The sequence below is a fragment of the Burkholderia sp. LS-044 genome (assembly GCF_004803625.1).
Lineage (GTDB): Bacteria > Pseudomonadota > Gammaproteobacteria > Burkholderiales > Burkholderiaceae > Burkholderia > Burkholderia cepacia.
The window spans coordinates 835,469-848,748 of record NZ_SSWO01000001.1 but is presented as its reverse complement, the minus strand read 5'-3'; the positions used below and the strand labels follow the sequence as shown (position 1 = coordinate 848,748).

The window sequence follows — 13,280 nt, the reverse complement described above, 5'->3', positions numbered from 1 at the left end:
TACAGGTGCTCGTCGCCTCGCATCATTCGTGCGAAGATTGACCGCACATCACACTCGCTCGAGAACGACGTGACCGCATTCAACCCTGAGAGCAAACCGGACACCGCCCACCCGCCCTGGATGCCCGTCGCGATGGCGGAACTCGGCATCCGCCGCCATCCGCCCGGCAGCATCAATCCGCGCATCGTCGAATACAACAACCAGACGAACCTGGTCGGCTACGACGACAAGATTTCCTGGTGCTCGTCGTTCGTCAACTGGTGCATGACGCACGCCGGCATTCGCGGGACGGGCTCCGCGCTCGCGCGTTCGTGGCTCGAATGGGGCCGGCCGCTGGAGCGCCCTGTGTACGGCTGCATCGCGATCCTGACGCGCGACGATCCCGCGAGCTGGAAAGGGCATGTCGGTTTCTACCTGCGTCACGACGACGAGCACGTACATCTGTTCGGCGGCAATCAACTGGAAGAGGTGCGCGAACTCGCGTACCCGTTGAACGAAGTGATCGGCTACCGCTGGCCCGAGGCCGTCTGACCAACCGCTGCAGCGCAGACAAAACTTCGAACATCGCCTTTCCAGCGGCGGCTAATTTGTCGCACACGCCGTATCGATCCACGCGGAGCCTGCCGACGCGCCCGCCCCTGTAATACGCGGTTGCAAGGCCCGCGGCGGCGGCACGAGGGAAAGTATGCGGCTGCCGGCACGCCGCGTTTCAGATCGTCCCGCATGCAACCAGAATCGGCGTGCTAGAGTAAGCCGGCAAGTGTTGAGGCCGGCGTCGTATCGTGATCACGTTCAGTTCTTCGCCACCGCCTCCACCGTCGGCCCACCCGTCGCGTCGTTCCTGCTCCACCCGCCCCCAAGCGACCGATAAAGCGCGACCGCCGCCAGCGCATGCTCGCGCCTGACCTGGTTGAGCGAATCCGAATCCCGCAGATACACCTCCTGCGCCGACAGCACATCCAGAAAATCCGTCGCGCCACCCTTGTAGAGCTGATTCGCCAGCCCGAGCGCCTTGTCCGACGCAGCGAGCGCACTATCGAGCCGCCGCGTCGCCTCATCGGCGCTGACGAGATTCGCGCGTGCATCCTCGACTTCCCGCAACGCCTGCAGCATCGTCTGCCGTAACCCGAGTTCCGACTCGCGCATCCGGCTTTCGCTCTGCGAGATATCGGCCGTAATCCGCCCCGCATTGAAGATCGGGCTCGTCGCACTTAGCGCCGCGCTGAACAGGTTGTCGGTCAACGTCGGCAACCCGAGATAGGAAGCCGCGAGAATCCCGTCCGTCAGGTTCAACGAAAACTTCGGATACCGCTCGGCCTTCGCCACGCCGACTTGCGCCGCCCGCCGCTCGACCTGCGCATACGCAGTCAGCACATCGGGCCGCCGCAGCAACGCCTGCGAAGGCAACGTACCGGGTGCGCCAACCGGTGGCGCGGGAATGTCGCCGGCCTGCGCGAGCACGAGCCGATCGACCGATTCCGGCGTGCGCCCCGAATACACGGCAATGAGATTGAGCTGATGCGAGATCTGCGCCTGCGTCGGCGGAATCCGCGCTTCGAGCGCGTCGAGCTGGTTCTGCGCACGCGTGACGTCGAGTTCCGTCGACAGCCCGAACGCCTGTCGCTTGCGCGTGAGTTCGAGCGCATGCTGCCGGATCTTCGCGTTGTCCTGAAGGATCTTCAGTTCCTGCTGTGCCCAACGCAGATCGACATACGCGGACGCCGCATCCGCTGCGAGCGCGAGCCGCATCGCATCTTCCGCATGCTTCTGGCCGACGAGTTCCGCCTGCGCGGCGAGCAGGTCGAGCCGTTCACCGCCGAACACGTCGGGCGACCAGCTCAGTGCGAGCCCCGCGCCGGCCTGCCGCACATAGCCGAGCGGCGGTGGCGTGTTCTGGCGTGCGTCGGCCGCATGCGCGGTCGCGTCGAGTTCGGGCAGCAGCACCGCGCGCTTCTGCACGGTCAGCGCCTGCGCCTGCTTCACGCGTTCGGCGGCGGCCTGCAGATCGAGGTTGCCGTCGAGCACAACCGCGATCAGCCGGTCGAGCACGGGATCGTGGAATTGTGCCCACCAGGCGGCGGCGTCGATGTCCGCACGCGGCACGTCGGTATCCCATGCGGCGGGTGCGAGCGTCTGGACGGATTCGGACAGCGCCGGATGCTGCGCGGGCTGCACCGCGCACCCGGCGGCAAATGCGCTGACAGCCAGCGCGACGAGTAGCTTTTTCATGATGATGACCCTGGCCTCAGTGCGCGTCCGGCGGCGGCGCGTTCAACGTAATGGGTTTGGAAAACACAACGGCAAACAGCGCGACGACGAAACACAGCGACAGCACGTAATACGCATCCGCATAAGTGAGCGTCAGCGCCTCGCGATAAATCAGCCGATGCAGGTTCGCGAGCCCGGCCTGCGCGGTATTCAGCGTATTGCCTGCGACGGAGCCCCAGTACGCGGCCTGTCGATCGAGCAGCGACGCGATTTGCGGCTCGCCGGCGCTCACGTGCTCGTTCAGCCGCAGGTAGTGAAAATTCAGCCGGTCGTTGAGCATCGTCGCGCTCACCGCGATGCCGATCGCCCCGCCGAGATTGCGCATCAGGTTGAACAGGCCGCTCGCCGATTTCAGCCGCGACTGCGGCAGCGAGCCGAGCGCCATCGTGACGATCGGGGGCACGCTGAACTGCTGGCCGATGCCGCGCAGTGCCTGCGGCAGCAGCAATTCGCGCCAGCCCCAGTCGTGCGTGATCGGCGTGTACAGGTAGCAGCCGAGGCCGAAACAGATCAGCCCGAACACGAGCAGCGCACGCAGGCTGAAGAAGCGCGCGGCGAACGCATACGCGCAGAGCGCGACCAACTGGAATGCACCGACCGACAGCAGCGCGATGCCGATCTGCAGCGAGCTGAACGCGCGCACCTGCGCGAGAAACAGCGGCGTCAGGAACACGGTCACGAAGATCCCGATGCCGGTCACGAACGACAGCAGGCTGCCGATCCCGAAGTTGCGCACGGCGAGCGCGCGCAGGTCGACGATCGGATCTTTCGCGGTCAGCGCATGCACGAGGAACAGGAAGCCGCAGATGCCGGAGATCCACGCGCAGATCACGATCGCATCGTCGCCGAACCAGTTCTTGCGCGGGCCTTCCTCCAGCACGTATTCGAGGCAGCCGAGGAAACCCGACATCAGCACGATGCCGAGGTAGTCGCCGCGCTTGATGAGGCTCAGGTCGGGTTCGTCGATATGCACGTAGCGCGGCACGAGTGCGGCCACCGCGATGCCCGGTACGAGGTTCAGGTAGAACAGCCAGTGCCACGACCATTGATCGGTGATCCAGCCGCCGATCACGGGGCCGATGGCCGGGGCGAGCGACGCGAGCGCGCCGATGGTCGTCGACGCGATCAGCCGCTGCCGGCCCGGGAACAGCACGAACGCGGTGGTGAACACGGTCGGGATCATCGCGGCGCCGAGCGCGCCCTGCAGCCCGCGAAACAGGATCATCGAGTTGATGTCCCACGCGAGCCCGCACAGCATGCTCGTGATCGTGAAGCCGACGGCCGACGCGACGAACAGCCAGCGCGTCGACATCACCTTCGACAGCCAGCCCGACATCGGGATCACGATGATCTCGGCGATCAGGTAGGCCGTCTGCACCCACGACAGTTCGTCCTGGCTGGCGGACAGGCCGCCGCCGATGTCGCGCAGCGACGACGCGACGATCTGGATGTCGAGCGTCGCCATGAAGAAGCCGACGCACATCAGCGCGAAGGCGAAGACGCGCTGCTTCGTCGGTTGCGACGCCGGGTCGCCGGAAAACGCGGTGGTCATCGTCGTCTCCCGTTCAGCTCGCGCGGCCGGTATGCACGGTGACGACCGCGGACAGGCCGGGGCGCAGCACGTGCTCGAGGCCCGGCTGCGGATCGAGATGCACGCGCACGGGCACGCGCTGGACGATCTTCGTGAAGTTGCCGGTCGCGTTCTCGGGCGGCAGCACGCTGAAGGTCGCGCCGGTCGCGGGCGCGAGGCTGTCGACGCGGCCGTGCAGGCGCGTGCTCGACGCATCGAGCGACACGTCGACGCGATCGCCCGCGTGCATCTTGCGAAGCTGGTCTTCCTTGAAGTTCGCGTCGATCCACAGTCCGGAAGCCGGCACGATCGTCAGCAGCGGCACGCCGACGTTCGCGAGCATCCCGACGCGGCCCGTGCGATTGCCGACGTAACCGTCGGCCGGCGAGCGGATCGTCGTGTATTCGACGTTGAGCGCGGCGACGCGCTGCGCGGCGAGCGCGGTGTTCACGCGCGCCCGCGCGTCGGCGAGCTGCGCGCCGAGCACGTCGAGTTGCCGCTTCGACGCGAGCAGCGCGGCGTCGCTGCGTTCGACGGCGGCGCCGGCCTTCGAGTAATCGGCGTCCGCGCGTTCGACGATCTGGTTCGACACCGCGTCGGATTTCACGAGCTCGCGATAGCGCACACGATCCGATGCGGCGCGCGTCAGCTCGGCCGACGAAGCGTTCTTGTCCGCTGCGTGCTGTCCGATCACCGCATATTGCAGTTGCTGCTTCGCCTCGAGTTCGGTCACGGCGGAGCGCGCGCTGTCGACTTCGGCGCTGGCCTGCGCGAGCTTCGCGTCGTAGTCGCGTGCATCGAGCTGCACGAGCACGTCGCCGGCCTTCACGCGCTGGTTGTCGGTCACGAGGATCTTGTCGACGAAGCCGTTGACCTTCGGCGCGAGCACCGTCACGTCGCCGCCGACATAGGCATCGTCGGTGCTTTCCTGGAAGCGCAGCACGAACAGCCAGTCGAGCGCGGCGGCGGCCACGACGACGACGACGGCACCCACCGCGATGCGCATCCACGGCACGCGGCGCTGTTGCTTCGCGGGTTGGTCGGTTGTGGCTGCTTCGCGTGACGCGGCAGCGGCTTGGGTCGTTTCCATCGATTCACCTATGTATATGCACGTATCAAAACGAAAGACGGCGTGCCGTCCGTCGGGGAAGTCGTCAATCAGCGTTCCGGCAGGTTGTGCGTGATCCGGAACAATTCGTCTCTGAGGCGGGCCGCCTGCGCCGACCCGAAACACCGCTCGAATGCTTCCTGCGCGGCGAGCCAGTGCACGTGCGCATCGGCGACCTTGGTTTCGCCGTGCTCGGTGAGTGCGAACGTCTGGCCGCGGCACGGCGGCTCGATCCGGCCCGTCACCAGCGCCGCGCCGACGAGCGGCTTGAGCGCGCGCAGCAGCGCGGTGCGTTCGATCACCAGCACGCTCGACAAGGTCGCCATCGTCAGGCCGGGCTGGTCGCGCAGCAGCGCGAGAATGCTGTATTGCGATGGCGTGACGCCCGCGCGCGACAGGTAACGCTCGTAGAACTGCGAGATCCGCCGGGCGGCTTGCCGGACCGCGAAGCAATCATCGTCGGTGAGCGTGGTCTTGTGCATGTGCACATGTTAGGTGGCAATACGGCGTGAAGCGAGCGGAGGCGCGGGATCAGATTGTTGTCACGGCTGTACCAATCGGCGTCAGGCCGCAGCCGGAACGATCCAGCCTTCGCGGTCGCAGTAAGCGGCCGTGTAGTCGATGAACGCCTTGACCTTCGCGGGCAGCAGCGCGCGGTTCGCGTACGCGAGCTTGATCTCGACGAAGGCATCGACGAGATCGGCGTCCGGCAGCAGCTGCACGAGCGCGCCCGACGCGAGTTCGTCCCCGACGAGCGTTTTCGGCACGACGCCGATGCCGAAGTCGTGCATCACCATTTCACGGTTGAAGACGGGGCTGTTCGATGAGATGTCGAAGCGGAACGGCACGGTCAGCGTGTCGCCGTCGATGCGGAACGACAAGGCGGGCCGCCGCAGCGACGGCGACATCGGCACGAACGGATGGTCGGCCAGATCGGCCGGCGTTTGGGGATGCGAATGCGCGCGCAGGTACGCGGGTGTCGCGACGATCACGACCGGAATGCGTTCGACCAGCCGCACGACGGTCGTTTCGCTCGTCAGCATGTACGGCACGACGATGCCGATGTCGTAGCCTTCGCCGACGAGATCGACCGGGCGCTCGGTCAGCGTCACGTCGAGGCGTACCTTCGGGTGCGCGGCCTTGAAGCCGGCGATCAGCGGCACCAGCCGGTTCAGCGCGGCCGTCGTGTGCGCGACGAGCCGCAACAGGCCTTCGGGCTCGCGCGTCGGCGCCTGCGCTTCCGCTTCGAGCGAGTCGAGCTCGTCCAGCACGGCCGCGCAGCGCTCATAGATGCGCTCGGCGGTTTCGGTCAGCGACACCTGGCGCGTGGTCCGGTGCAGCAGCCGGCTGCCGAAGCGCGCTTCGAGATCCGCGACCGCGCGCGACACGACAGGCCGGGCGAGGCCGAGCATGTCGGCTGCGCGCGTGAAGCTGCGCAGCTCCACCACCGACCGGAAGATCCGCAGCTTGTCGATGTAGTCCATGTCCGTCTCCTTGACGCGAGGGCCGGCCGCCGGCCTGGTTACGGCGGAGTGTACATTGACTTTATGCATATGCACATATAAATTGCGAGGCATGAACGACACCTCGATTGCCCAGGCGTGCAACTGTCTCGCGCTGCGTCAGGCGGCGCGCTTCGTCACGCAACTGTACGAACGCCATCTGGCCCCGGTTGGCGTCACGCCCGCCCAGTTCTCGATCATGTCGAACCTGACGCGCAGGCCCGGCCTGCTGATGAGCGAACTCGCCGATAGCCTCGTGATGGACCGCACGACGCTGCTGCGCGCGCTGAAGCCGCTGCAGCGCGACGGCTTCGTCGCGACGGCCGCGTCCGAGCACGATGCGCGTGCGCACGCGTTGAGCCTCACGAAGCCGGGCGAGCGCACGTTCGCGCGGGCGCTGGTTGCGTGGCAGGCCGCGCAGGACGAGTTCGAGACGCAGTTCGGACGCGACCGCGCGAAGGCGCTGCGCGACGAGCTGTTCAGCGTGACCGCGGAACGGTAGACGAACCGGCGGCAAACTGGAGCGAAATTCGAGCCATTGCCCACTTCGGTGACGCTATATGGCTGAAATTGGTTTTTAAACTGTCCGGATCGGCGCGGATCTGGACAGTTTTTATTTCCAGTTGTAGAGTCCCCTGACGGATTTCACGGGCCGGCGCCGCCGGCACGCGTCAGAGGAGCAACCGATGCTGCAGTTGAGTGACCGCGACAGCGCCATGCTGCGCGGGGATTACGGCGATGGCGTCGCGCGCGCGATGCGGATCGTCGCACGCACGGCGCAGGTGATGTCCGCGCCGCACCTGATCGACATCACGTCCGCGCATATCGACGGCTGCCTGTACCACGGCCAGACGAGCCTCGACTTCGTCGAATATTTCGTCGACACCGGCGCGAAGGTCGCGGTGCCGACCACGCTGAACGTCGGGTCGCTCGACCTGATCCATCCCGAGCTGTACCACGGCGACCGCACGATCCAGCGCGACGCGCAGCGCCTGATGGACGCGCATCTGCAACTCGGCTGCGAATCGAGCTTCACGTGCGCGCCGTATCAACTGAAGAACCGTCCCGCGAAAGGCGAGCAGATCGCGTGGGCCGAATCGAACGCGATCGTGTTCGCGAACTCGGTGCTCGGCGCGCGCACGAGCCGGTATGGCGATTTTCTCGACCTGGCTGCCGCGATCACCGGGCGCGCGCCGTATGCGGGGTTGCACGTCGAAGCGAACCGCGCCGCGCGGATCGTGTTCAACGCGCCGGACTTCAACCGCCTGCCGTCGCGCGACATTTATTTCGCCGCGCTCGGTCTGCTGATCGGCAGGATCGCGGGCGCGATCGTGCCCGCGATCGTCGGGCTGCCGGCGGATACCACCGAAGACGAACTCAAGGCGCTGGGCGCGGCGGCCGCATCGAGCGGCGCCGTCGCGCTGTTCCATGCGGTGGGCATCACACCCGAGGCGCCGACGCTCGACGCCGCGTTGCACGGGCAAGCGGCGCAACGCACGGTCGACGTCGCGATGGCCGACCTCGACGAGATTCGCCGCACGCTGAACCACGGCGCGGCCGGCGACGCACTCGTCGCGGTGGCGCTCGGCACGCCGCATTTCTCGCTGGCCGAATTCCGCACGCTTGGCACCTTGCTCGACGCGTTCGACGGCAAGCCGGCCTGCGATTTCTACGTGAACACGAGCCGCTTCATCTTGTGGGAGCTGGAGGAAGTCGGCCTCGCGGAAAAATTCGCCGCACGCGGCATTCAGATCGTCGTCGACACCTGCACGTACATCACGCCGGTGATGAAGCAACTGTCAGGGCTGGTGATGACCAATTCGGGGAAATGGGCGTCGTATGCGCCCGCGAACATCGGCGTGACGGTCGCGTACGGCAGCATGCGCGAATGCGTGCGGTCGGCGTTCGAAGGAAAGGTGCGATTCGATGACTGAAGCGACGGGCAAGGGCTTGACGGGCGACACGCTCGTGCCGGGCAGCGCATGCGCGCGCGCGTTCGTGCTCGACAAGCCGCTCAGTTTCTGGGGCGGCTACGATTCGGGCGCGGGAAAGATCGTCGATCGCGGGCATCCGCAGGCCGGTGCGAGCCTCGCCGGCAAGGTGATGGTGATGCCGCACGCAAAGGGCTCGAGTTCGAGCAGCAGCGTGCTCGCGGAAGCCGTGCGCAACGGCACGGGGCCGGTCGGGATCGTGCTGAAGGAGCGCGACCTGATCATCTCGATCGGCGCGATCGTGGCGGCCGAGCTGTATGCGATCGCGGTGCCGGTGGTGTGCGTGACCGATGATGTGTACGACGCGATCGTCGCCGCGACGGGCGAGGTGCGGATCGAGGCGGGCGAGGGTGACGGTGGGGCGCGGATCGTCGTCGGCTGCTGACGTGTCGCGTGCGTATCGCGTCAGAGAAAACGGATGTTCGGCGTATCGTCGTTCGCGAGCGACAGCGCCTGCCTTGCGGCGTTCATCTCGCGCTTGCCGCCGGGCTGCCTGAGCCGCCGGATCTCGGGCCACACGATCACGCCGAACACGGTGCGCAGGATCGTGCTCAGCAGGAAGAACCCGATCGCACCCCCGGCGAACCACGCGAACGTGTCGAGCATCCCGGCGAGGCTGCGCGACACCGCGGACATGATGCCGAGAATGAAGACGGAGGCGACCAGCAGGAATAGCGTCGCGAACACATCGATGCGGGCCGCGGCGACTTTCGCGGGTCGAACCAGATACACCGAGGCGTCGGTCGCGTTGTGGATGCCGTAGATGGCCGGGCGATCCGGGCCTTCGGCGTACGCCACCTCCAGCCGATCGCCCGCGACGAGGAACAGGCTGCGCGTGGCGCTGGTCACGAGCGTGAGCGGCGCGTCGAACGTGTCGAGCTGCAGCGCGATCTCCTCGATGCCTTGCGTCGTCCAGCCGAGATTGTTGCTCCAGACCTGCGTAGTGATCGTCTTCTGGCTGACGGACGTCACGCGGCCGGATGCGATTTGCATGGTGCGACCGGTCATCCGTTGCTCCGTTCCATCGTGAACCCGGCGGGTTCGTACCGCCACTTTTCCTGCGCCTCGCGACGCTGAGGCCGGAACACCAGATCGGACAGCCCCGCGATCGCGAGCAGGATGCCCAGCAGGCTGATGATGCTCGCGAGCAAGGCCAGGGCGCCGACGAACGCCCAGCCCGATCTGAACACGGCGCCACCGATCAGCAGGCTCAGCACGAAGACGATCGACGCCCATGTGAGCAGCGTCAGGTTGCGGCTCTTTTGTCCGAGCGCATCGTAAGGCGCGATCGCCAGGTCGCTGCTTCTGAGCCACGCGATCCGGTGACGGCCGCGATCGTCGAAGATGCACGCGCGCACGGCCATCCCGGGCTTCAATCGATCGATCTGCTTGAACGCTTCTGCGTCGATATCGTCGGCGGCGATGAAGTAGCAGGCGTTCGGCATCGTCAGGCGATAAAGCGGCGCCTTCCTGATGTCGGCCTTGATCCGGACGAGGTTCGTATCGATACGGTCGATCGTCGACTCGATCAGCGTGGTGTGATTGGGCATGGGGCGGGAGAGTGCGCCGGTCGGCGCCGCTTGGGCGTGGGATTGATCATACCGATGAAATCGCGGGCCGGCACCTCGTGCCGGTCGCGGCCCTGCATCAGTCGCGTGCCGTGCCCGCAGCCGCCTCCCGATAGGCGCTCGGCGTCTGCCCGGCCCAGCGCCGGAACGCGCGCGTGAAATTCGCCGGGTCGGTGAATTGCAGCCGCTCGGCGATCGTCTTCAGGTCGAGATCCGACGCGGCGAGCAACTGCTTCGCGTCGCGAAACCGCGCTTCGTCGAGCAACTGCCGATAGCTCGACCCGGCTTCCTCGAGCCGGCGCCGCAGCGTGCGTGTCGACACGAGCAGCGCATCGGCGAGCGTCTCCGGCCCCGGGTAATCGCCGGCCCCGCGTGCCAGCTCCGCACGCACGCGTTCGACCAGATCGCCTTCCTCCTGGCGCACCTGCGCATACTCACGCTCCACCTGCACGAGCGCCTGCCGGTGCGCGACTTCGTCGGCGAGCGGCAGCGGCCAGTCGAGCACGTCGCGCGCGATCCACAGCGCGTTGGCCGCGCAGCCGAATTCGACCGGCGGCAACTGGTCGCGATAGCGTGCGAAATAGGGCGGCTCCGGCCACGTGAATTGCAGCGCGATCGGCGGCGACGCGCGCCCGGCCCATTGCGAGATGTTCTGCGCGAGCCCGGTCAGCACGAATTCGAACATCACGTGATGCTGCAGCACGGGGCTCGCCTGCACGCCGTGCAGTTCGAGCGTCGCGCCGCGTTCGTCCTCTTCATAGGTCAGGCGATATTGGCGGTTGCGCATCCGGAAGTAGCGCTGCGTGACGGATAGCGCCTCGCGGATGTCCCGCGCGGTCAGGGTCGCGTAGCCGAGAAAGCCGTGCACGGTCGGCTTCAGCAGCAGCCCGAACGCGAGCCCGATGCCCGGATCGCCGCCGATCTCGATCGCATTGAGCACGAGCCGCCCCCATTGCGACGGCGCGACACGCGCGTCCGGTTCGGCCAGCACCGCATCGCGCAGGCCCGTGCCGGCGCGCACGGCGGCCAGGTCGACACCGCGCGCGGCCAGCGCCTGCAGCAGCAGGCGCGTGTAGGCGACCGGAATCGTCGGCCGGCGCAGCCCGAGGCGATCCTTGGCGAGAGGGGAAGTCATGTCGTTTTGGCCGGAAATGACAAGCATTATGGCTGTTTGCCCCCTCACGTTCAAGGCGGCGCGCGCCTACGATGTCACGCATCGCTTACTGGCACGATCATCATGACGACACCCTTTCCCCACCTGCTCGCGCCGCTCGATCTCGGCTTCACGACGCTGAAGAACCGCGTCTTGATGGGCTCGATGCACACGGGCCTCGAGGACAGCCGCAAGACGCTGCCGCGGCTCGCCGAATATTTCGCCGAACGCGCGCGCGGCGGCGTGGGCCTGATCGTGACGGGCGGCTTCGCGCCGAACGTGGCCGGCTGGACCAAGCCGTTCGGCGGCACGCTGATGACGTCGGCCGCCGCGCGGCGCCATCGCGAGATCACCGGCGCCGTGCACGCAGAGGACGGCAAGATCGCGCTTCAGATCCTCCATACGGGCCGCTACGGTTATCACCCGTTCGCGGTCGCGCCGTCGAAGATCAAGTCGCCGATTTCGCCGTTCGCGCCGCACGAACTGAGCGCGCGCGGGGTCGAGCGGCAGATCCGCGCGTTCGTCCGTTGCGCGAAGCTCGCGCGTGAAGCCGGTTACGACGGCGTCGAGATCATGGGCTCCGAAGGCTACCTGATCAACCAGTTCATCTCGATACATACGAACAAGCGCACCGACCAGTGGGGCGGGTCGTACGAGAACCGCATCCGGCTGCCGATCGAGATCATCGAACGCACACGCGAAGCGGTCGGCCGCGATTTCATCCTGATCTACCGGCTGTCGATGCTCGACCTGATTCCGGACGGCAGCGACTGGAGCGAAACCGTGCAGCTCGCGAAGGCCGTCGAGCGCGCGGGCGCGACGATCATCAACACGGGGATCGGCTGGCACGAGGCGCGCGTGCCGACGATCGCGACGTCGGTGCCGCGCGGCGCGTTCGCGTGGGTGACGAAGAAGATGAAGGGCGAGGTCGGCATTCCGCTCGTGACCACCAACCGGATCAATCGCCCCGAAGTGGCCGAGCAGATCCTCGCGGACGGCTGCGCGGACATGGTGTCGATGGCGCGCCCGCTGCTCGCGGATGCCGAGTTCGTGATCAAGGCCGCACAGGGCCGCGCCGACGAGATCAACACCTGTATCGGCTGCAACCAGGCGTGTCTCGATCACGCGTTCAAGAACAAGATCGCGTCGTGCCTGCTGAATCCGCGTGCATGCCACGAGACGGAGCTGAAATACACGCCCGCGCCGCAGCCGAAGCGCATCGCGGTGGTGGGCGCGGGGCCGGCCGGGCTCGCGTGCTCGACCGTGCTCGCGCAGCGCGGCCATCGGGTCGACCTGTTCGACGGCGCGGCCGAGATCGGCGGCCAGTTCAACATGGCCAAGCGGATTCCGGGCAAGGAGGAGTTTCACGAAGCGCTGAGCTACTTCGGCCGCCGGGTCGAGCTGACCGGCGTGAACCTGCACCTGAACCGCCGCGTCGACGCAAGCGACCTGATCGCGGGCGGCTACGACGAAATCGTGCTCGCAACGGGCGTCGCTCCCCGCGACCCGAAGATTCCGGGGCAGGACGGGCCGAACGTGCTCAGCTACATCGACGTGCTCGCGGGCAGGCAGCCGGTCGGTCGGCGTGTCGCGGTGGTCGGGGCGGGCGGGATCGGCTTTGATGTCGCCGAGTATCTGGTGCAGGACGGCGAATCGCCGGCGCTCGATCTGGAAGAATGGAAGGCCGAGTGGGGCGTGACCGACCCGGCCGCGACGCGTGGCGGCGTGACGCGTGCGCAGGTCACGGCGCCGGCGCGTGAAGTGACGCTGCTGCAGCGCAAGGCCGCGCCGCTCGGCAAGGGGCTCGGCAAGACGACCGGCTGGATTCACCGCGCGACGCTGAAGATGAAGCAAGTGAAGATGATCGGCGGCGTGAACTACGAATTGATCGATGCGCGCGGGCTGCACGTGTCGTACGGCGAGCAGCGCACCGATCACGAGCTGATCGAAGCCGACACGATCGTGCTCTGCACGGGGCAGGAGCCGCAGCGCGCGTTGCTCGCGCCGTTGCAGGCGGCCGGGCGTTCCGTGCACCTGATCGGCGGCGCGGAACTGGCCGCCGAACTCGACGCGAAGCGCGCGATCGATCAGGGTGCGCGCCTCGCGGCACGGCTGTAACG

Annotated in this window: 13 protein-coding genes; 5 read left to right on the top strand and 8 right to left on the bottom strand. The window is 67.0% G+C overall.

Translation table 11 applies throughout. The features are described 5' to 3' along the window. Positions 1–120: 120 nt before the first annotated feature. Positions 121–531 (top strand): TIGR02594 family protein, encoded by a 411-nt coding sequence (locus tag E9536_RS03840; protein ID WP_136469413.1) that lies wholly within the window; start codon positions 121–123, stop codon positions 529–531. A 261-nt stretch (positions 532–792) separates the two neighbouring features. Here E9536_RS03840 and E9536_RS03835 read toward each other — a convergent pair whose 3' ends face one another. The 5 genes from E9536_RS03835 to E9536_RS03815 all read right to left on the bottom strand — a co-directional run bounded on the left by E9536_RS03835 (position 793) and on the right by E9536_RS03815 (position 6,430). Then, entirely contained in the window at positions 793–2,229 is a 1,437-nt protein-coding gene (locus tag E9536_RS03835) for an efflux transporter outer membrane subunit (RefSeq protein WP_136469295.1), read from the bottom strand. A gap of 16 nt (positions 2,230–2,245) precedes the next feature. Continuing rightward, a complete protein-coding gene (locus tag E9536_RS03830) occupies positions 2,246–3,820 on the bottom strand; it encodes a DHA2 family efflux MFS transporter permease subunit (RefSeq protein ID WP_027790970.1) in 1,575 nt (524 codons plus the stop codon). A gap of 13 nt (positions 3,821–3,833) precedes the next feature. Beyond that, positions 3,834–4,928: an HlyD family secretion protein gene (locus tag E9536_RS03825; protein WP_136469294.1), complete on the bottom strand. Its 1,095-nt coding sequence runs from the start codon at positions 4,926–4,928 to the stop codon at positions 3,834–3,836. A gap of 68 nt (positions 4,929–4,996) precedes the next feature. Then, a complete protein-coding gene (locus tag E9536_RS03820; protein WP_059693879.1) occupies positions 4,997–5,428 on the bottom strand; it encodes a MarR family winged helix-turn-helix transcriptional regulator in 432 nt (143 codons plus the stop codon). A gap of 81 nt (positions 5,429–5,509) precedes the next feature. After that, entirely contained in the window at positions 5,510–6,430 is a 921-nt protein-coding gene (locus E9536_RS03815; protein ID WP_124918002.1) for a LysR family transcriptional regulator, read from the bottom strand. A 91-nt stretch (positions 6,431–6,521) separates the two neighbouring features. Between E9536_RS03815 and E9536_RS03810 the strand changes: the two genes are divergently transcribed. From E9536_RS03810 to E9536_RS03800, 3 genes are all read left to right on the top strand, one after another. Next, entirely contained in the window at positions 6,522–6,950 is a 429-nt protein-coding gene (locus E9536_RS03810) for a MarR family winged helix-turn-helix transcriptional regulator (protein WP_027790974.1), read from the top strand. A gap of 184 nt (positions 6,951–7,134) precedes the next feature. After that, the gene (locus E9536_RS03805) at positions 7,135–8,382 is read left to right on the top strand and encodes an aconitase X (protein ID WP_060373384.1); all 1,248 of its coding nucleotides are present in this window, start codon (positions 7,135–7,137) and stop codon (positions 8,380–8,382) included. Beyond that, entirely contained in the window at positions 8,375–8,824 is a 450-nt protein-coding gene (locus E9536_RS03800) for a DUF126 domain-containing protein (protein ID WP_059684539.1), read from the top strand. Before E9536_RS03805 ends, E9536_RS03800 begins: the two co-directional genes overlap by 8 nt. A 20-nt stretch (positions 8,825–8,844) precedes the next feature. Here E9536_RS03800 and E9536_RS41795 read toward each other — a convergent pair whose 3' ends face one another. The 3 genes from E9536_RS41795 to E9536_RS03785 form a co-directional block, all read right to left on the bottom strand. Continuing rightward, positions 8,845–9,432: a hypothetical protein gene (locus E9536_RS41795; RefSeq protein ID WP_226159458.1), complete on the bottom strand. Its 588-nt coding sequence runs from the start codon at positions 9,430–9,432 to the stop codon at positions 8,845–8,847. An 11-nt stretch (positions 9,433–9,443) separates the two neighbouring features. Then, positions 9,444–9,989: a hypothetical protein gene (locus E9536_RS03790; protein WP_168799494.1), complete on the bottom strand. Its 546-nt coding sequence runs from the start codon at positions 9,987–9,989 to the stop codon at positions 9,444–9,446. Between the two features lie 97 nt (positions 9,990–10,086). Continuing rightward, positions 10,087–11,169 carry an AraC family transcriptional regulator gene (locus tag E9536_RS03785; protein WP_060173091.1) on the bottom strand — a complete coding sequence of 361 codons (1,083 nt, stop codon included), beginning with the start codon at positions 11,167–11,169 and terminating at the stop codon, positions 10,087–10,089. Between the two features lie 75 nt (positions 11,170–11,244). Here E9536_RS03785 and E9536_RS03780 point away from each other — a divergent pair, with 75 nt between their 5' ends. Next, a complete protein-coding gene (locus tag E9536_RS03780; protein ID WP_136469292.1) occupies positions 11,245–13,278 on the top strand; it encodes an NADPH-dependent 2,4-dienoyl-CoA reductase in 2,034 nt (677 codons plus the stop codon). Positions 13,279–13,280 lie beyond the last annotated feature (2 nt).